The organism is Algoriphagus halophilus (genome assembly GCF_900129785.1).
Taxonomy (GTDB): domain Bacteria; phylum Bacteroidota; class Bacteroidia; order Cytophagales; family Cyclobacteriaceae; genus Algoriphagus; species Algoriphagus halophilus.
In genome coordinates this window covers 559,710-581,624 of record NZ_FSRC01000002.1, presented here as the reverse complement: position 1 = coordinate 581,624, position 21,915 = coordinate 559,710, and the positions used below count along the sequence as shown (strand labels likewise).

Annotated in this window: 9 protein-coding genes; all 9 read right to left on the bottom strand. The window is 40.8% G+C overall.

Features of this window, described 5'->3' with window-relative positions; genetic code table 11:
- Nucleotides 1-51: 51 nt before the first annotated feature.
- The 9 genes from BUR11_RS14495 to BUR11_RS14455 are packed head-to-tail and all read right to left on the bottom strand — an operon-like array spanning nt 52 to nt 21,617.
- Nucleotides 52-822 carry a DUF6090 family protein gene (locus tag BUR11_RS14495; RefSeq protein WP_143186013.1) on the bottom strand — a complete coding sequence of 257 codons (771 nt, stop codon included), beginning with the start codon at nt 820-822 and terminating at the stop codon, nt 52-54.
- Nucleotides 822-1,565: a DUF6090 family protein gene (locus BUR11_RS14490; RefSeq protein WP_074225702.1), complete on the bottom strand. Its 744-nt coding sequence runs from the start codon at nt 1,563-1,565 to the stop codon at nt 822-824. Before BUR11_RS14490 ends, BUR11_RS14495 begins: the two co-directional genes overlap by 1 nt.
- The gene (locus BUR11_RS14485) at nt 1,562-6,298 is read right to left on the bottom strand and encodes an ATP-binding protein (protein ID WP_074225701.1); all 4,737 of its coding nucleotides are present in this window, start codon (nt 6,296-6,298) and stop codon (nt 1,562-1,564) included. Before BUR11_RS14485 ends, BUR11_RS14490 begins: the two co-directional genes overlap by 4 nt.
- Nucleotides 6,288-7,409, bottom strand: coding sequence for a sensor histidine kinase (locus BUR11_RS14480; RefSeq protein WP_074225700.1), 1,122 nt, complete (start codon nt 7,407-7,409; stop codon nt 6,288-6,290). Before BUR11_RS14480 ends, BUR11_RS14485 begins: the two co-directional genes overlap by 11 nt.
- The gene (locus tag BUR11_RS14475) at nt 7,410-8,549 is read right to left on the bottom strand and encodes an FIST signal transduction protein (protein ID WP_074225699.1); all 1,140 of its coding nucleotides are present in this window, start codon (nt 8,547-8,549) and stop codon (nt 7,410-7,412) included.
- A 24-nt stretch (nt 8,550-8,573) separates the two neighbouring features.
- Nucleotides 8,574-9,713 (bottom strand): FIST signal transduction protein, encoded by a 1,140-nt coding sequence (locus tag BUR11_RS14470; RefSeq protein WP_074225698.1) that lies wholly within the window; start codon nt 9,711-9,713, stop codon nt 8,574-8,576.
- Between the two features lie 23 nt (nt 9,714-9,736).
- On the bottom strand, nt 9,737-10,897 hold the full coding sequence (locus tag BUR11_RS14465) for an FIST signal transduction protein (RefSeq protein WP_074225697.1): 1,161 nt from the start codon (nt 10,895-10,897) through the stop codon (nt 9,737-9,739).
- The gene (locus BUR11_RS21290; RefSeq protein WP_234982171.1) at nt 10,894-16,314 is read right to left on the bottom strand and encodes a sensor histidine kinase; all 5,421 of its coding nucleotides are present in this window, start codon (nt 16,312-16,314) and stop codon (nt 10,894-10,896) included. The genes BUR11_RS14465 and BUR11_RS21290 overlap by 4 nt, the downstream gene beginning before the upstream one ends.
- Nucleotides 16,311-21,617, bottom strand: coding sequence for an ATP-binding protein (locus BUR11_RS14455; protein WP_074225696.1), 5,307 nt, complete (start codon nt 21,615-21,617; stop codon nt 16,311-16,313). The genes BUR11_RS21290 and BUR11_RS14455 overlap by 4 nt, the downstream gene beginning before the upstream one ends.
- Nucleotides 21,618-21,915: the final 298 nt, after the last annotated feature.

Sequence of the window (21,915 nt, the reverse complement as noted above, 5' to 3'; positions counted from 1 at the left end):
GCATAAGGTAAATCCAGAGTTCAGACGAGATATGTCGGGTTACTTTGAGCATTATGGCTTCAACTCTTTATTTATAAAATTCAATACATTATTTACGTTACTTTCAATGGACAGCAACCATAGATGATTAATTGTATTTGTTATATGTATCTGATAGAGGCTTTTGTAAGTTTCTTCATTCCTAAAAAAGGCTTCTCCGCTTGTCTTAAGATCCAAGTCGGGATGCATATCAGCTGAAATGGAATATCCAAGGTTGTCTAACTGATCCACTGATTTCAACAGATCAGACCTAACTAAAATATCTCCATAATCGTTGGTCGCCATTATCCTAAGGATACTCTCTCCTATTTTGCTGTGCCCATTAAAGCTGTATTCAAGTGCACTCAGGGCATTAAACAGGCTGTCGCTTTTGATAAGGCTGAGCTTCCCGCTGGACTTGGCTTGATCAAGGGTAGTTTTGAAATTAACAAGCTCGGAATAGGAGACTATCCCTTGTAGCAAAAATTGTAATGAATCAGTAGGAATATCTTCTGTGCCAGCAGCATAATTGAGTAGTCTTTTATTGTAGATGAGTCGATTTTTAGAAGCCAACTTTTCCTCCTCAATAGCTGATATCAGCACATTAAAGTCCCATAGAAGCTGATTAAGCAGCTCAAGTCGTTCTTTGTTGGCAATACGGTTTTGGTTCCAATTATTTACCTGTAATGCGATAAGTATCCCAACCACCACTAATATGATCTCACCCAAAGCATAGAGGAGATAGGAGCGTATTTTATTTTGTTCCAAAAATGACTTTCTGATATATCGTAAGAATTTTACCATTATTTCGAGATCTCGTTTTCCACTAGCCTTTGAACCTCATTCATTTGCCTGAGTATGCCCTGTAAACGGGGTTTGACAGATGAAACTACATCATTACCAACTTCTATCAATTCCATAAACTCATCAGTATGAACCACCTCTTCAAAGGTTGAATAATCGAGGGATTCAATTATGACGCCATCAGGTCCGGGGGTTAGTTGCTGAGGAAAGACCCGATAAAAAAGTTCAAACTTTTCTAACATGTCAGGCCGTGCCAATTCATTTACATAGATAGACATCAGTTTGAAATTGTAGCTGTATAATCGAATCAGGTCGTTTCTGAGTTTTTCATTTTGGATCTTATCAACACCACCTGATTTCAGAGCCTCATAAGCACCATCTGAATAAGGAAAAAATAACCCTACAGTACCTAGATTATTGAGATGCTGCTCAAGGGAATCTCTGGGGTATTCGTTATCTATCCTCATATTCAGGAGTTCATTTAGACTTCTTTCTGCCATGATGAAAATATTCAGAGCGCTTTGTTTATCCTCAATCTCGCTAAGGAGTTCCCGGTTGATCTCTGAAAGCATTTCCAATTCATAGGCACCGTCTTTCCGGCTTTCATTCCAGTTATTGATCTGTAAAGCTATCAGAATCCCAATCACCACTAGCAAAATTTCCCCCAAGGCATAAACCAGGTATCTCGTTACCCTGTTTTGTGAAAGCAGTTTTTGGCGAATTTTTCGAAAGAAAGAGATCATTTTTTAAGGGGTAGATGAATAATAAACTCACTTCCAACTTGTTCATTTGTTTCTAAGTGTAATTCTCCACCATGTGCTTTGATAATATCATGGGTGATGCTGAGTCCTAGTCCAGTGCCTTCGGTTCCTTTTTTTGTAGTGAAAAAAGGCTGGAGAATTTTATCCTTTATTTCTTTTGGGATTCCGGGACCATTGTCTGAAATGGAGAAATGAATTTTGTCTTTCAATAAACTAGTGGTCACCGTAAGTTTGGGTAGATAATCATTCGTTCCTACGGTTTTGAGTTTTTCTCTCATAGCATCAAATCCATTATTGCAGAGGTTCAGAATTACTCTCGAAAAATCTTCACTGATTAGCGATACTTCGCCTACTTCAGGATCCAACTTGAATTCTATGTCCACATTGATAGGAGCTTTGCCTGCTCGCATTCCATGGAAGGAAAGGTTCACAAACTCCCGTACCATTGCATTAAAGGCTTTGTCCTCCCGCTTACCGTCAGAAGCCCGGCTGTGTTGCAGCATGGATTTGACAATGCTATCTGCTCGAGTACCATGTTCATGAACTTTGAAGAGATTGCTTTTTACATCATTCAGGATGGCAATGATTTCTTCTTTGCTATCCGAATCATCCAGATTTTCTAATTCTTCAAATACCTCCTCAATCAGTTCCCGACTGAGATCTGAAAAATTATTGACAAAGTTGAGTGGGTTTTTGATCTCATGAGCTATTCCAGCTGTCAGTTGACCCAGAGAGGCTAATTTCTCTTGTTGAACAAGTTGCTGCTGAGTGGATTTTAATTCTTTAAGGGCTTTCTCGGCTCGAGCTTTTGCTTTTTTCAACCGCTTCAAATCCTCTTTGGCTTGTGAAAGATCCTTGAACCTGGAGTAGGCTAAAGAGAAAACCAATGCTGCTCTCCGCAATAAGTCCCAACTTTCGCTAGAAATTTCACCCGGGGTAGCGGCTCCAATTGCCCCATTCGAAAATTTGGTCAAATGATAAGTGCGTTCGGGGATAGTTTTCCCATAATACCCTTGGATCGCAGGAGACTGTTCAGAACAATAGTTGATCCATTCTATGCGATTGGCTCCTTTCATGACGATAGAAGTATCCTGTTGCTCACTTTGGTAAAAAGATAGCATCTGTTGGCCTACCCATGTATCATTGTAATTCAGATTAAAATGATCAGCTACATAGGTTTTTTTTCCATCGCGGATATCTTTAAGCGAATACCAACATTCCGCATCTCCCTGAGAATTTTTATTGATGTAAATGGAACTAGTCTCTAATTCCTCTACTCCTAGAAGGCCCATTTCCTCCCGCATTACATTTGCCACCTCTACCAATTCCTCAGGTTCTTGCATGGCCATAGCCCTCGCTCTGACACGCTCCAATGCCAGTTCAATTTTTGCTTTTCTGGTTTGCTTTTCTGAGATAAGTAAATCCTCAAAACGTCTGTAAGCCAGGTCAAATACATTGGCAAAGCGGACCAATGTAGTTAAAGATTCTTCCGGAGGATTAGGAACCTGTCCTGCCAGGCTGAATCCAATTTCCCCGTGTGTAGTGCGTGCTATGACAAAGGTCAGGCCCCCTAAAGCCATAATATCCTCTTTGGTAGGCGCATGAGGATCTGCTTGTTCATATTTGCCATAGGTATTCATCTTATCGATATAATCCCAGGCTTCTTGCCCATTCAGGTCTAAAGCTATGATGGAGGAATCACTTTTCTCCCATGCTGCTAATCTAGGGATCTCATCGTGGACGAACTTTGGGACTGAAATGATCATGCCTATTCTCTCTCCATCCTCGGAGGTCATCGACATTTCATAGCTATCAGGAGTCCATTTCATATGCCAGAAGTAGTCTGCCTCATGTCCAAGGAGAACAAATTCCCTTCGCATGGAAACCATAATATCGAAAAGCTCATCTGAAAACCTCATGGCAGTCACTTGAGCTCGGATCCGTTCTAGACTAAGTTCCAGCTTTGCTTCTTTTGCTTGAGTCTCCGCCTTGGTGAGATCAAGAAACCTGGTGTAGGTAAGATCAAATGCCTGAGCAAAACGCTTAAATATTTCCTCTTCCTCACAAGGAACTTCAGTGATCATCACCAAATACCCAGTCTTGAAATAGGCAGCATGCAAGCGTTGCCATTTTGGTCTTGCAATGCCAGAAGCCTCCATATCTTGAAAAATTTGCTTGGTAATGGGAATTTCCATGAGCCAGTCGTAGTGCTCCTTTAGTTTTTCCCCTTCTAGGGTCACCGTTCGGTAAGGCACTCCCTTTTCCCATCCTTCGTAGAGATTTTCATGAGCATAGTCTCCTTCATTGGAAATGTAAAACGGTTTGATTAATCCATTATCCAAACTTAGCCACCATTCGTCCTCTCTGCGATCCTTTTCACAAAGCACAAAACCACAAGTCCAAAGATTATCAACGAGGGATTTTAACTCGTCAAACAATACGAGGGCAACCTCTCCCAATTCCTCAGCTCTTTGCATTCCCATGGTCCTAGATCTAACTCTTTCCAGAGCAGCCTCAATACGAGCTTCTTTTGCTTGTTCCTCTGCTTTTTGAAGGTCAAGGAATCTGGTATAGGTTTGTTCGAAAACCTTCGCAAAACGTCGGAATAAACCATGCGCTTCAGGCAGAGGTTCTAGTGTGATAAGTAATAGATTACCAGATGCAAAATTAGCCACGTGATGTATTTGCCTTTTTGGCATAGGATATCCTGCGTCTATTGATTTTTGAAATGCTTGGCTAAGCATAGGAAAGGATTGCAAATATTTGAAATAGGCTTGCAACTCATCCCCTGATAAGTCTTTGACCAAAAAATGCTCTCCTCTTTTCCATGATTCAAATTGGGATTGATGCCATTCATTTTCAGCAATAGGCATGATGAATGGAGGATTCATGGAACCATCAGCATTGCACATCCAAGAAATCAACTCATCCTTCTCCTCATCCCAAATAGTGAATCCACTGCTGTAGGTGTTCACTCCTAAATCATGCAATTGCTGAAAAAGTAAAGAAGATGCTTCCGCAAGTTCTTTGCTCTCTTGCATCGCCATCGTACGTGCCCTTACCCGCTCCAAAGCAAGTTGGATTTCTGATTCCCTAGCTTGTGCTTCTGCTTTTTGGAGATCGAGGAAGCGGCGGTAGACCAAGCCAAAAACCTTTGCAAATCGAAGTCCTATGCTCAATTCACTTTGCAAAAGCTTTCTCCTAGAAATGACATTAACGGAACCTTCGGCAAAAAAGAAACCATAATAAAATTCTCGTTCAGGAAATTCTTCTGGGGTGGGTACATTTAAACTAGTAGAGGCAATTTTGTAATATTTCTTTAGCTCTTTGCCGACCATTTCAGCAAAAAAGTAGTCTTCGCCATTTCTGGCTGCCGCTATATAATTTCTGTAAAAATAATGTTGTCCTCCCTTCGCCGATCCCAAAATTTTGGTTTCAGATTTTCCATCTTTTTCAGCCACTAGCCAAAGTTCTGCTTGATCCTTTTCAGTATCTATTAAGGCAATTCCTCCGCGCACAGAATCAATTCCCAATTTATTTAGCTCCTGAAATACAACTAGTGCAGTATCCCCAATTTCGGAGCTGGAATGCATGCTCATGGATCTGGATCTTACTCGCTCCAAAGCCAGTTGGATTTCTGATTCTCTAGTTTGTGCCTCAGCTTTTTGGAGATCTAGAAAACGGGTGAAGGCCTGCTCGAAAACCTTACCGAATCGCTCAAGAATATCTAAATCCTGCTCGGAAATATAATTTTCACTGACTGTTTGAAGGCCACTATATTTAAAAAATGTAAAGCCGGCTACATAACGTTCAAGGGCTTTATTGGCATCTTGGACATGCTTTGGAAAACGGCTGAACTCTGTCTTTGAGTAGAGATATTCATCATAGATTTTTTTCTCTTCTCCTTCTATGGTGTAAACAAATCGCTTTTTCTGAGCCTTCCAAGCATCCCACATCGCATGATGAAATGGATAATCTTCAAATTTCATGTAATAGGACTCCGGGTCTTTTCCTGTTTCCGGATTGGCAGCCCAAACTGTGTTACTCATATCTTCCTCATCAATAAGGTTGATGATACAAAACGTAAGTGTGAATTCCAGATTGGTAAACTCTTGAAGAAGCGTGTCCACAACAGAGGATAATTCGGAGGAATGATGCATAGCCAGACTTTGGGCTCTCACCCGTTCCAGAGCACTTTCGATTTTCAGCTCTCTGTTTTTCAACAATAATTCTTCTGTCTGTTGATCCACAAGGTTCTGGAGTGTTTCTCGCTCTCTGCGCCATTCTTCTAAGTGCCAAGGATCATTTTCTGTATTAGCGGCAGTAGAAGCATGCCAATGTGTTAATACCCATGTTCCATTGATAAATTCCATTGAGCAACTGGTTCTTAGCTCAAGGTGAATTGTCACATCCTCTGATGCCATATTCATATTTACCAGCTCAATGATGATGGCATGGTTGCCATCTAGAGAAAAGTGTGTGGTGATCCGCTTTCTCTCAATTTTCGAGTCAAGCTGACTCATTTGAATATATTGGGCTTTAAATAGCTTGTCTATTTGTTCAAAAGTAAAAAGTTGCTCATCCTTTGCAGTACCAAAAACTACTGCATCAGGGTGAATGATGTCACGTAAGTTCTCATAAGGAGTTAAGCAATAGCCTACATTGACGATACGATCGTAATTTTTTTCAAGTAGCTGTTCCTTCTCAGATCCCATTCTTTACATTTTTGTTTAGTTGAATGATAAAGCTCGAACCTTCTCCTTCTTTTGTATTTACAAGTAGTTCTCCTCCATGTGCCTTCACAATATCATAGCTCAAAGACAAACCTAATCCAGTCCCCGAACCAGTAGGTTTGGTGGTAAAGAAAGGTTGGAAGATTTTTTCTTTGATGGTGTCTGGTATGCCGGGGCCGTTGTCTTGGACAGAAATCTCGATTACCCCCCTCCGGATATCTCGAGACTGGCCCTGTTCCCCTGATAGTGGGGAGTAGATGCTGCTCACAGTTACGATTGGTTTATAATCGGAATTTCTGATTTCTGATTCCGCTTTTTCTTGAACTGTACTTCGACTTCGCTCAGCACAGGCATAGAAAGCATTATTCAAAAGATTGAGTAATACTTTTCCGATATCCTGAGGAATAACTGAAATCTGCGGAAGATTGGGGTCGAGTTCTGTTTTTAACTCGCAAATAAATTCTGGTTCCTTGGCCAAAAAAGATTGGTAAGTCAGTCGAATAAACTCCTCTGCCAAAGCATTCAAGTCGGTGGGAGCTTTTTCTCCCTTATTGGTTCGGCTATGCTCCAGCATTCCTTTGACGATGGCATCAGCTCGCTTGCCATGTAGGTTGATTTTATGCTCGTTTGCCTCTATGTCCGTGGCAATTAATTTGACTTCTTCTAAATCTCCTTTTTCGATTTCTTCTATAAGTTCTGCAATCAATTCTCTATTTACCTCAGAGAAGTTATTCACAAAATTCAGTGGGTTCTGTATTTCATGGGCAATTCCAGCAGTGAGTTGGCCGAGGGAAGCCATCTTCTCTGATTGGATCAGTTGGGCTTGGGTGGATTTGAGTTCTTCCAATGATTTTTCTAGCGCTGAGTTGGATTCTTCTATAGCCTTTCTTTTCAGCTCCAGTTCTTCTATAGTCTCCTCAAGTAGAATTGCGGTGGTTCGTTTTACTTTTTCAGTTCGATCTAGTTTGAATTCCAAAATGGTCAGTTCTTTATCTGCATCCTTCAGGGATTTAGTTAATGAAGATTTTTGCTCATCAGAGATGGCATCAAGCTGAAGAAGGGTGTCGAGAATTTGCTGGAGATGTTTGTTCATTTATTTTTCTTTTAATGCCACACAACAGGTAGTTAGGTTGTGCATTTCCAAGTTTCCTCCTGCCATTCTTCCCAATTCTGCATAGGAAAACATACCAATCATAGGAACATTCCAAACTTTCTTAACCCCTTCAATCTCAGCATTCATCATGGGTCCAAAGGAAAGTACTCTGCCAGCACAACTGAATACCACCAAGGCATCGGCTTCCGGCATTTCAGTGTCTTTCAGATTTTGAACACCTTTCACGACCTTCTCCATCACATCCCAGTCCGGCGGTAAGGAAAATCTTATTTTGGAGCCTTGTGGAACAGACCCACTTGTATAAAATGAATGGTCAGACCAATCCACAACCAGACCGGGGCGCATGACTGGATCACCTTTTTCACGTTGCAATTGCAGGGGGAAATTGGCAGCCAGCTCCAACAATACATCTTTGTTTTCTGGAGTGATATTTTCAAGCCCTCCATATTTGGTAGTGATATCGAGTGCTGGTTCGTTATCGATGGTGAACACATGGTTACCTTCGCTTTTGGTAACCGTTTTTTCCGTTCCCATGGCTTTCCAGCCACAGGTGGCAATCCCGCTGACTGATACTTTTTCTTCATCTAAAGCTAAACAAACCATCCCATGATCACTTTCCCATCCGTTTGTAAAAGCCCAGGTTTTACTAAAGGCCAAATCATCACCGGCAGCTCCACCAAATGCATTGACTTGTTCACCTGCGATTTCCTGAAGGCCCAGCAACACTTCTTCGCCATCAGTTGCCGCATTACTCACCGCCATGAGGAAAGCAACTTTTCCAAATTCCTTTTGAGCTTTTTCGGCAATGGATTTAGAGGTGTTCCGATAGTTATTATGCTGAAATTCAGCTGAATAAATTTTGAAATATTCTTTTTTCATATCCAGCAAAAGAATGGCCGCAGCACCTCCTTCAGTTTCCTCATCAATAAACTCACCATTGGTAGTTGAGCCAAAAATAGCTATTCCCGCTTGGTCGAGGTAGTCACAAATTGTCTTACGGTCTTGAGAAACAGACAGGAAAACGAATGCCAGTGTGGGCTTATAATTATCCTCTATACATTCATTGAGCGCTGCTTTAATTTCATCAGAAGATCTTCCTTTGATTGATTTTGCTTTCATTTTTTTTAATGTTTTTAAGTAAGACTACTTCTCTTTCAATGCTACCCAGCTTACAGTTGTACCCTGAAATTCGCAGCGGCCTTCATCCAATTTCCCAAATTCACCCAGTGAAAAAAAGCCGATCATAGGCTTTCCCCAGGTAGATGCCAGTCCTTCTATCTCTGTGGAAATCAAAGGTCCGAAAGTCCCTAACCTTCCTACACAGGAAAAAACCATCAATACATCGGCATCCGGCATCTCTTTTCTTTTACTATCCCTGGTGCTTTCCACCACTTTGTCAATCACATCAAAATCCGGTGGAAGGGAAAACCGGAATTGATCTCCTTCATTTACACCACCTGCTATCATGACGGATTGTTCGGCAGGATTAAAAAACAGCGCGGGCTTCATAATAGCATTTCCTGATGCCCTCTCGAACTGTAGAGGATAACCTAGATCTGTTGGAATAAATCCACTTCCTTCAGCATTCGCTCTAACTATATCTTTCCCTAAGAATCTTTGAATGACATGCATCGCAGGTTCATGATCAATAGTGAAAGCCCAGGAGCCTTCACTTTTCGTGATTTTTTTGGTTGTTCCTACAGGTTTCCAGCCTGAAACTGCCAGACCGCTTATTGCAACCTTGTCCTGATCAATAATGAGAGCTAGCAAACCACCTATACTTGATGCATCATTGGTAAAAACGACCCCTGAAAAATCAGCCGGATCACCGCTTCCACCACCTGCGATCAGGGTATCATGGCCTGCCGCATCCGTCAATCCTCTGATCAGTTCATCGTTGGAAACTCTGAAATCCAATGGTGAAATGATGAAGCCGGGATTAGCAAAAGCGTTTTTTCCAGATGTGCCTGCATTATACCCGGCTTGATAGGCAGTCGATCCCCCGTAATCGTTCAATACTATTTTAAAATGGTCAGGTTTAATATCCAATAGCATGACAAGGATATCCGCTTCTGTAATTCCATCTTCAGAAAATTTCTCCGGAGAGGTAATTCCGAAGATCTCAACCCCTTGTTTCCCAAAAATGGAACGGAGCTCTTCAGCATCCATTTTGTTGGTTAGAATGATAATGGCTAAGGTTGGAATGAAACCTTGGCTTTTGCATTCATCTAATTCCTTTTGAATTTCATTAGGGGTTCTTCCGTTGATGGTTTTTGCTTTCATCTATTCAACAATTTTTATTCAACTCATTTCTCTTTCAAAGCCACCCAGCAGCATGCCGTAGAATGAAAGTTTTGAGGGCTGTTTTTTGCCCTACCAAATTCACCATAGGTGAAGAAACCAGCCATAGGACTGTTCCATACCTCAGCCAATCCTTCGTTTTCTATCGTTACAAGTGGTCCGAGAGCCGGCTCTCTACCCGCACAAGAAAAAACCAATAAGGCGTCTGCATCCTTGCCTAAATTATTCCTGACTTTTCTTGCTTCATCGGTGATCTCCTGAACAATATCAAAATCCGGAGGTACCGAAAACCAAAACCTCTCACCCTCAACCATCTCCATATCCATGTTGAGCGCATTTTCTTCATAATCAATACTCATCGGAGATTTGATGAGAATATCATCGCTGCTTTCCCGCTCCACAATAAATGGGTAATAGAAAGATAGCTCGTTTAATACATTAAACTCCCGGTTTTCACCTTCCTTACCCTTGCCTAGATAATTCAAGTACATATCCACTGCTGGCTTTCCATCAATGGAATACAGAAGTTTACCTTTGCTGTGGGTTACTTTCCTAGAAATTCCTAGCCGTTTCCAGCCTGTAATGGCCATACCATTTAGTGAGACTTTATCAGCATCAAAAACCAAGACTATCAGGCCATGATTTGTTTCATGGGTTTTTGTAAAAACGGCCGTTCCTGCTAAGGTAAAATCGTCACCGGCCATCCCTCCAAAAAAGATCTTTTCCGGTCCTATTGCTTCGGTTAATTCTTGAACCAGAGTTATTCCGTCAAACAATTCAGAAGTTGGTGTTACGCCGGTACTGCAGACAATCATAGAGGGATTGACATACTGGCTAAGTGCGGAATTTGCCACTTGCTTTACAACTTCTTGAATACTTTGTACTCCTATTTCCTTCAATAAAATAGAATAAGAATCTCTTGCCAAATCCATCAAGAGGAGGGCCGTTTCTCCATTACTTTGGTGACCATTTACAAATTCACCACAGGAAGTAGCTCCAAACACGTCGATATCGTATTTGGAAAGGATTTCCCTTATCACTTGCCTGTCCTGAACTACAGAAATAAAAACAACGGCAAGGGTAGGGATGAAATCATCAGCAATAGCAGATTGTATTGCCTTTTGGATTTCCTCAGGAGATTTACCGTGAATGGATTTTGATTTCATGTGTTTAATTTGATTATAAACTTCGTTCCCCAATTGATCGATGTTTCTACCTTCAACTCCCCTCCATGCGCCTTCACGATATCATAAGATAAGGATAATCCCAAACCAGTTCCCGAGCCTGTCGGCTTAGTGGTAAAGAAAGGCTGGAAGATTTTTTCTTTGATGGAGTCTGGAATGCCTGGACCGTTGTCTTGAACAGAAAGCTCGATCCCTTTTTCAGTTTTCTTCGAACTGACAATTACCTCCGGTTTGAAGTCTTGGGGGGTAGTCTTAGCTTTTTCATGGACTGCGTAAAAGGCATTATTCACCAGATTGAGAATCACTCTTCCGATATCTGAAGCCACGACATTTACCTTTGGCAAATTGGGGTCAAGCTCCAGTTTAAAGTCTGCATTAAAGCTCTTGTCTTTTGCCCGAAGTCCATGGTAGGAAAGCCGTACAAATTCATCCGCCAGAGCATTTAAGTCAGTAGGAGCCTTTTCACCTTTATTGATGCGGCTATGCTCCAGCATTCCTTTGACGATAGCATCTGCGCGCTTACCGTGAAGGTTGATCTTGCTTAAGTTTTCTTTTAGGTCTTTGCCTATTGCCTTCGCTTCTTCTAATTCTCCATTTTCTAATTCCTCATTCATCTCATCGACCAACTCGTCACTGACTTCTGAGAAGTTATTGACAAAGTTCAATGGGTTTTGAATCTCATGGGCAATGCCTGCGGTCAGCTCACCCAAAGAAGCCATTTTTTCAGATTGGATAAGTTGGGCTTGGGTGGATTTCAGTTCGCTGAGGGTAAATTCAATCTTTGATTTTGCATCTTCCAACTGCTTGAAATCTTCGTATCGGGCATAGGCAACAGAAAAAGCATCTGCTAGATTCTGTACCAGATCAATTTGAGCAGGGGTTAAATCTGCAGCACTTCCCACATACAACATTCCTTGAGGGAAAGGGAGGAATTGTAATGTCAGTGATTCCGGAGCTTCTTCCCCTCCCTGATAGGTAATAGGGTTTTCTATCTGCTGTTGTTCCAGTAGCGTTTTTGCAAAAGCTAAAAACTCCTCTTTGTTCCAATGGGCAATGTAGGGCTGTTGTTTTCTCCAGTGTTGTACCCCATTGGAACTGATCTGATTGCTCTCATAGTCTAAGTTCAGGGCAGCTAATGGTTTGCCATCAGGAGTGGATAAATAAAAACGGATTTTCTCCTCTTTTTTATCGACTATCATCAAGCCGCATCGAAAGAAAGGAACCCCTAGTGTCAAAAGCTCTCTCCAAATCAGAGGGGTAATCCGCTGCAAATCCTCCGTTTTTCGCATGGAGGCGATTTCTGCTCTGACGCGATCTAAAGAAGATTGTTTGATAGCTTCCTTTTCACGAGCTTCAGCTTGTTTGATGTCTTTGAATCGGGTATAGGATTGATCGAAAACCTTTCCAAATCGTTCCAGAACAGAAAATTTGTCGTCAGATAAAGGTTCGATACAGGCAAGAAATAAGACTCCAAAATCATTAAATGTATTGTATAAATAGACTTTTTCAGGAGCTCTCATTGCTTCTTGGACTTCCTTGGGTAGTCTTCCCAATTCCATTTCATTGAAAAGTACATCACACCAGCTTACCATGTTTTCACCTTCCAAAATGTAAAGTTGTTTAGTTCTTTTTTCTTCCCAATATTTCCAATATTCCAGATAAACTGGATGATCCTGATTGGTAATTAAAAAGCTATCTGTTCCGCTTTCCGCTTCTGGATTGGCTGCCCACCAACGAACGGATTTATTTTCTGGATAATAAATCCAGATCACAGCACGCTCCATCTGTAATTCCAGATTGGTTAATTCTTCAAAGACCTTGGCAAGAATTAAATTCAGTTCGCTGGAATGTTGCATTGCCATTGATTGGCTACGTACTCTCTCCAGAGCAGCCTCGATCTGTGCTTCTCTTGCCTGTGCTTCTGCTTTTTGAAGGTCAAGAAATCGGGTGTAGGTTTGTTGAAAAACCTTATTGACACGGATCAAAATGTCATTTTCCTCCTTGGTATAAATGACTTTTTGATAATTGAACATCGTGATACCAGAGTACCTGCCCAATGCAGCGGAGCCGGATAACCCTGATCCTTTAGCAATAAAATCCCTACGACTTTTAGGGACATCTATACCAATTGCATTAGGGTAAAAGTGCTCAAAGTATTCATCCTTCGATTTTTTATCTTCATCAAAAGTGAAGAAATCCACACCATTTTTTCTGGCATTTTTATTTAACTGATGGATGGGGTGACCAAAGTAGGGTAGCTTCACTTGTTTAGGGTGTATGGCAGTACTTGCACCAATCCAGAAATTAAATCCTTGGTTGTCTTCGTCAAAGATGTCTATGTAGCAAGTATCAATGACCAGGTTTAATAGTTCAAATTGCTTGAAGAGTACTAGGATGACCTCTGATAATTCACTGGTCTTATGCATTGCCATTGAGCGTGATCTAATTCGCTCAAGAGCAGCCTCGATCTGTGCTTCCCTAGCCTGTGCTTCCGCTTTTTGGAGGTCGAAGTATCTATTGTACGTTAGGTCAATTACACTTACAAACCGCTGAATTATCTTAAGCTCCTCCTTGCTAAAAGGTTCTTGAGTCCAAGCATAAAAACTACCATGTTTGAATGGGAGGAAGTAACCGTATTGTACTTCATTTTTTGAAAACTTTGGTTTCGGTAAATCACCGTAACTTTCAAGAATAAGATCGTAATATTCCTTTAATTCCTGCCCATTTAGCTTTGGACAATAGATCTGCTTCTTACTCCAATGATCGAATATTGATTCTAAAACTTCATTTCCAGTCAATGATATTTTCCCAATCAATAGAAGATTGTTCCCTTGACCAGATCGAACTGTGGCATACATGGTTCCCTGTTTAGTTTCCTGCTCAATCAATCCTATCCCTGACCTTAATGGGGAGATTCCTAATGAGTTTAATTCATTAAAGACTACACTATTGGCATTTGCAAGATCACTGGTGTTGTGCATGGCCATGGCTTTAGACCTGACTCTTTCAAGTGCTGCCTCAATCTCTGCTTCTCTTGCTTGAGCTTCCGCTTTTTGTAGGTCAAGAAAGCGGGTATAGGTTTGTTCGAAGACTTTAGCGAAGCGATCAATTAGTAAATTCTCTTCTTCTGTGAATTGGTGATTAGTAAAATTGAAAACCCAAAGACCCGTGTTCTTCTGAATTCCCCAAGAGGTTTTAAATCCATGTTCTATCGATTGAATTTTCTGCCACCTTTCTTTGGTCACAGAAATTCCAAGATTTGTTTTATCGTACAAGTGATTATAAAAATCTAAGGTCTCCTGCCGAGTTAAATCAAAACTAGTGAAAGAGGCTCCCTTATCCCGCGCTTCCCAAAATTTTGAGAATAATGGGTGGTCAAAATAGGGGATATTCAACCGGGTCGGGTAAATCATGTCAGGCGTAGCTGACCAAAAATGGAAATCCTTTGATTGATCTTCAAAGGTGATTAATTGACAACCATCTATGGGTAGCCTTAAGTTTTGAAGTTGGCGGAAAGTCACTTCTACCACTTTCTCAAGCTCTTCACTTCGGTGCATGGCCATTGAAGCGGATCGAACACGCTCTAATCCGGCCTCAATCTCCGCCTCTCTAGCCTGCGCTTCTGCTTTTTGAAGGTCTAGGAAGCGGGTGTAGGCTTGTTCGAATACTTTGCCGAAGCGTTTAAAAATTTCTTCTTCTTCTTTTGTGAACTCAGTTAGACTGAACCTTTGAATTATCAGGATAGAGTTCTTTGATCGCACGACAGCTCTTACCCAGCCAGGTGTTTGATACACAAATTCCTGTCTGTCCTTTGGTATAATTTTAAAATCGGAATACTTAAATAACCACCTGAAAAACTTGTTTTTTTCTTCTTTCGAATATTTTTCAGTGTAAAACGGGAGACCATCTTCAGTTGGATGGGTTAAAATTCTGAAGTGCTCCTCAGAAAATGGAATGTGGAATTTATTAAGGTATCCTTGCCCTTCACGTGCGAACCAACTATTAAGACCTTCGTTAATATTTGAAAAGTCGGTGATAATTTGTGAACCATTAAATTCGATACCAAGCGCGATTTGCTCTCGATCTAGCACCCGAACCACGTCAACGAGTTCTTCACTTTTATGCATGGCCATGGAGGCCGCACGTACTCTTTCTAATCCGGCTTCTATTTGTGCTTCCCTAGCTTGAGCTTCTGCTTTTTGGAGATCGAGGAAGCGGGTGTAGGTAAATTCGAATGCTTTGGCAAAACGGAAAAGTATTTCAATGGCTTCCTTTTTCAAAGGCTCAAAACTCATGATGCCCAGGAATCCTTGCAAAAATCCGGCATCTGTCATCACAATTTGATCAGGCGGAGATTTAAATAGTTTTTGATAATCCTCATCCTTAACCACGTGGGGTAGGGTAGCGAGGAATGCCATGTAGTTAGCTAAATCCTCTCCTTTATAGAGACGGATATTAATGATTCCTCTGTCTTCCTTCCACTTCGTGTAAAATGCTTTTAATTGTGCTGATTCGTTCAATGGGGTAAAATGACTTCCCGACATGACCCGTCCGTCTGCATGAGTCATCCAGACTTCAACTATATCTGTCTTGGCATCAACATGACTAAAATAGGTTCTTGCTCCCTTTGGTAATAATTCTAATAGATCAAACTGCTGAAAAAAGACTGATACTGTCTCATTCAGTTCAGCACTATCTTTCATAAACAGTGTTCGGTTTCGAATTTTTTCAAGTGCTACTTCTATCTGTGCTTCTCTTGCCTGAGCTTCTGCTTTTTGCAGGTCTTGGTAGCGTGTATAGGTTAAAGAAAAGACCGTGGCAAACCTGGATAAAACTTGGAAGAGTTCCTTTGAAAGTTCTTTTTCTGTCATTACCCAAAGCGATCCCTCTGGAATAATCACATTGTTCAAATACAGCTCATCTGGAAAATTGGTGAGGTAGATAGGCGCTTCAAAAGTATCTTGCGCATAAATACTTTGGAAAAAAGCTTCTACCTCTGGTCCTTGGATATGCGTTACATGGGTATTTTTCTGTTGTATCCAATCTTCAAATAGCTTCCTAGTCCCAGGATGATGGTTCATATCGATAATTCCACCGGCGATAAATACCCCTTCATTGCCGACAGCCGCAGACCAAGATTCCATTTTGCAATCCGGATGGATGATGTTGAGCCCATTGACGAAGCTTTCAAAACCAAGTTTTTCAAGTTCTTGAAATAGTTTATTGATTGCCTCTCCAACCATTTCACTGGAATGCATGGCCATTGCCTTTGCTCTTACCCTTTCCAATGTTGCCTCAATCTCCAGCTCTCGATTTTTAGATTCCAACTCCAAGGCTTGTGCCTTGACGGACTGTTGGAGTCTTTTGATTTCCGCTTTTAATTGGGCCTCGCTTATCATTGGTTGTCTGGGTCTATTGGTAAAAAGAGAGTCATCTCGGTACCTTCTCCCACTGCACTTTGAACTCTAAAATCTCCGCCGTGTGCCTTTACGATATCATAGCTCAAGCTTAATCCTAAACCTGTACCAGAGCCAGTCGGCTTGGTAGTAAAAAATGGCTGAAAAATCTTTTCTTTCGCCGATTCAGGAATTCCGTTCCCATTGTCTTTTACAGATAATTCAATTCCATAAAGAATCTTTTTACTGGTCAATACCACCTCGGGTTGATAGGTGCCATTTGAAGCCTTTGCTTTTTCATTGACTGCATAAAAAGCATTGTTTACCAAATTCAGAATCACTCTTCCGACATCCTTTGCGATGATATTTACTTTTGGAAGCTCGGGATCTAATTCCAACTTAAATTCCGAATTGAAGCTTTTGTCTTTGGCACGAATCCCGTGATAGGAAAGTCGTAAAAACTCATCCGCCAAACCATTGAGGTCCGTCAGAGATTTTTCTCCAGAACTTGATCTACTATGGTCTAGCATGCTCTTAACAATAGAATCTGCTCGTTTGCCATGATGATTGATTTTGTGGAGGTTTTCTTTGATGTCTTCAGAAATGGCTCTTACCTCTTCCAAGTCTCCATTTTCAATTTCCTCGATTAATTCCTCCAGCATTTCACTGCTGACTTCTGAGAAGTTATTCACGAAGTTTAAAGGATTTTGAATTTCATGTGCAATCCCAGCCGTGAGTTCTCCCAAAGAGGCCATCTTTTCGGATTGAATTAGTTGGGCTTGTGTAGCTTGTAAATCCTTTAAGGTCCGTTCTAATCTTAATTTTTCTTCGATCAATTTTTTACCCTGCTCTTCTTTTTGTTGGAGATCAAGAAAACGAGTATAGGTTTGCTCGAAAACCTTGGTGAAACGCATGAAAATATCATGGGCCTCAGGTACCCGCTCATAGGTGATGAATAGTAAAAAGCCATGAGTAAAGCGTCCCAGATGATTCACCTGGAAAGTAGGCAAGGAAATACCTGCCGCATCAAATTGTTCTAAAACTGGCTTTAGCTCGGGGAGCTCTCCCAAGTATCGATAGTGTTCAACTAAATCTTCGCCTCCTTGCTCGTAAACAAAAAAATCTTGTTGGTCCAAAATAGCTTGGTGCCAAGGAAGCATACTTTCATGTTCAGTAAGCGGTAATCGAAAAGGAGTCTGAATTTCATTTTCACTGCTCATCCAACACATGGAGGATTTAAGGTCCTCTGATAAAATATTATATCCGCAACTCCAGGCGGGAATACCTAATTTTCTTACCTCATTGAATAAAACATTTGCAGCCTCTGGAAGCTCATCACTTTGCTGCATGGCCATCGTGCGGGATCTTATTTTTTCCAGAGCGGCCTCAATTTTGGCTTCTCTTACTTGAGCTTCTGCTTTTTGTAAGTCTTGGAAGCGCTTATAGGCCAAATCAAAAGCAGCTCCCATTTTTACCATAATGGATTCCATTTCGGCGGGAGGAGAAGTATTCAAAATGTCAACCGACATTTTTCCATTTGCCAATTTTACAGTGGGATGGAGTAAATATTCAAAAGTGTTAGTTGCTAAAAATTCAGCTACATTATCCGCCTCTTCTGCATTATATTGTTTCAGCCAATCGATCGTGATGGCCATATCTTTTGGATCCTGCTTTTCAACAAAATACTGTGCCGTATTATTCCAAATTCTTCGAACAAAGAACTTAGGATGGGTTTCTGATAATTTGAATTTCAAATCCAAAGTAACCTGAAAGCCATCAGCTGAATCTTGTACAGAAGTAAGGTCCCACATCCGGATCAAATCCTCTTCTTCCTTTAGATAAATCGTTGCAGCCACTACCCCTGAGATTTCCAAGCCAAGCATTTCATTTTTCAAAACATCGACCACCTCTAGAATCTGCGATGAGTTATGCATGGCCAATGCCTTGGCTCTTACCCGTTCAACTCCTAAATTTATTTGTGCTTCCCTGGCTTGTGCTTCTGCTCTTTTTAGGTCTAGATATCGTCGGTAGGTTTGACTAAAAAGAGAACTGAAACGATGAATAATTTGGATTAAATCAGTCGGAAATTCGATTGGGCTAAAGGCATAGAAAAAACCATGTTCGAATACAAAACCATAGTGGAACTCTCTTTTGGGAAGTTTTTCTAGTGGTATTTGGATTTTGTAATCAGGAGCTTGGTTCAGCATTTTATAATAATTGAGCAAATCCTCGCCTTCCAATACATAAGTATGGAGTGGAATCTGTTCCTTCCAAGCCTTCCTTGCACTTTTCAACAAAGGATGCCAAGACATTTCCAAATGCCCAATATGCAGTTTGAATTCTGCTCCAATTTTTGAGGCAGTCCAAAGCTGATTGTTTTCGTTTTCATGGTTTAGAATCCCGATACCAAAACGGGTTTTTTCATTTACCCCTAAGGCAGTGAGTTCCTCAAACATCATCACAATACACTTTCCAATGTCCTGGCTATTATGCATAGCCATTGTTTGGGCACGGACTCTCTCTAAGGAAGATTCAATTTGTGCTTCTTTTGCCTGAGCTTCTGCTTTTTTTAAATCGAGAAAACGCGTGTAAGTCTGTTGGAAAACTTTCCCAAATCGCATGAGAATCGCATTTTCTTTGGGGGTATAGGGCTTACTTTCGAAGTTTTCGATGTACAGCCCGATGTTATCTAATAATACGGTGGAAATCGCAAGTCCTGGATAGGATAAATAGATTTCTCGGAGACTATCCCCAGCACCAGGAATCAATTCAAAGAGGTCATTGTAAAACTTATTTTTTTCTTCAAAAGAATGGAGGTTGGCGAAAAAATTGCCTCCATTTTTCTTTGTCTCCAAAAAGCTGTTCCAGTGGGGACAATCAAAGTAAGGAAGTGTGATTTGAGAAGGAACCCCATTTTTATCTGCCAACCAGATAAACATGTCTTCCCGGTCTTTATAATCCAAGATAAATCCGGTATGCTCAACCAGGATATCCAATGAGACAAATTGTTCGAAAACCACCTGAATGACTTCTTGCAACTCCTCACTTTTCTGCATTGCCATACTACGGCTTCTAACCCGCTCCAGTGCAAGTTCGATTTGAGTTTCACGCGTTTGATGCTCTGCTTTTTTTAAATCCTCAAAGCGTTGGTAGGCCAAGTCAAATACTCTTGCAAATCGTACCAGCGTGTCCATATCCTCTTGGGGTGGATTAGGCACCGAACCAGGGAGACTGTAACCGATCTCTCCATGTGAGGTTCTTGCCATCACAAAAGTCAAACCTCCTATATGACGGATATCATCAAGCGTTGGAGCTTGAGGATCTACTTTTTCAAAATCTCCCCAGGTGATCATTTTATGCACATAGTCCACCGCTTCCTCTGCTTCCATTGCCAATACAAAAAGAGGGTCGGAGCTTTTTTCCCAATCGGCTACTGCCTGAATATCTCCGTGAATTTGTCTTGGCAAGCTCATGACCATCCCAATTTGAGTACCATCCCCTGATGTCATAGCCTTTTCATAGGATTCAGGAAGCCATTGCATGTGCCAGAAATAATGGGCTTCATGTCCAAGATTTACAAACTCTTTTCGCATGGAAACCATGATTTCCAAAAGCTCGGAAGATTCTCTCATGGAGGCGACTTGACCTCTTATCCGCTCTAGTGCAGATTCTATTTTTGCTTCCTTGGCTTGATTTTCCGCTTTTTCTAAGTCCAAAAACCTAGTGTATGCCTGATTAAATACCTTGGCAAATCGTATAAAGATGTCATGAGATTCTGGTACAGGCTTGTAGGTGATAAACAGTAAATGGCCATGGTTAAAAAATGCTACATGGTCAATTTGCCTTTCGGGAAGCGGGACTCCAGAATCATGTAATTCGGTTAAGGCATCTCCTAAAACAGGTAGAGATTTGAGGTAATCGTAATGTTCTTTGATGACTTCTGGACCAAATTCCTGAATGTAGAGGGGATTTCCTTTTTTACTTTCCTCATAGTATTTGAGGAAAATATTTTCCCGAGGTGTTTTGTAGAAGGGAAGGAATCCAGCAAATGAAGTAAACCATTCTAAATCCCAGGGGGTCCCATCAGCAGTTTCCTCATCATAGATATGAAAAGCACAACCCCAATTTTCAATCCCCAATTTTCTTATTTCTTCTTCCAAAAGAATGGATGCTTCTGCTAGTTCATCACTTTTTTGCATGGATAAACTTCTGGCTCTCAATCGCTCTAAAGCCGCCTCTATTTGCGACTCACGTGCAAGAGCCAAGGCATTTTGAAGATCCAAATAGCGCTTGTAGGTTAATTCAAAGGTGTTTTTGAACAACTTGAGAACACCTAGTTGATTCTGGTTGATAGGTTCATAGGTGGAAATTCCAATTGACCCATTTTCGAAAGAATAGAAATAATAGCTGAGAGTAGTCGTCGTATCCAAAGCTGGATCGTCTGCCTCTCCCATTCCTTTTCTATAATTTCTCCATTCCTCTAACTCTTTGCCTTTTACCTGAAATTCGGAGAATACGTCTTTCGAACTTCGGGTTTCTTGGATTAGGTTTTCAGTAAAGGGGTGACTTTTATACTCAATGGTGGTAAGGGTTTTGCCTGAATTTGGAGAAAAATCATAATTAAGGAAGGATTCAAGCTGGTCCTGATAAATATTGATCATGGTATTTCGAAGGGAGTCGAATCCATGTTTTTTAAGTTCAGTGAAGATACTTTCTGCGATATCCAATAAATCATCGGTACTACTCATACCCATGGCTATTGCTCTTATCCGCTCGAGTGAGTTTTGGATTTCCAAGTCTCTTGTTTTGTTTTCCAGCTCGGCCGTCCGTCGGATGATGGCTTCTCTCAGTTCCTTGTTTTCTGCACTGATTTGATCATATCCTATAGTTTCACCTTCATTTGCATTACTATCTGGAGTAGAAAAATGTTGGTAAATAAAAAGCCACCCTCGTTCAGTATGGTGTAGGGCGGATGAACATCGAAAACGGTCGTAATAGGTCCATTCAGTACCACTTAAGAAATAGGCATCAAAAAAGTGTGTAATGAATACGATATCCCCTTGTCGCTCAAAAGTTTTCTCGTTATTTCTAAGCTGTGTTTTTCCAGCTAGTTGGTCCGCTGTTTTCCGAAAGAAATCAGTAGTCTCTTTGCGGGATAAATATTCCTCATTATTGGTAGAGCCGATAAAATGATATCCATCGTCAAAATAGGAATCGTAGGTTTCTATATCTCCTGAAATATAACTGTTCAACCAAGTTTCATAAACTTGAGCTATTTCAGAAGCTTCTATATTACTCAACTTCATTTTGTTAAAAATTAAAATTTAAGTTGGTAGAAATTGATGTCCCAGATCTGAGAAAAATGATTTGATGATCTAAAAATCAATTACTAAACTCAAATACTAATACAAGTGGTAATCCTGAAAGAAAGCGGTCTGAACTCCTTCAAAAGCTTAGTTTCTACTAACTAGTTGGTGTTATTCTGTTTGGTTTAAACAAAATACAAAATCAAATGCTGATACCCGCTAAGAACTGATTGATTTTTAATTAATTGCAGAAAATAATTTAAAAACAACATTTTAAAAATGTAATTGAAAGGTAAAA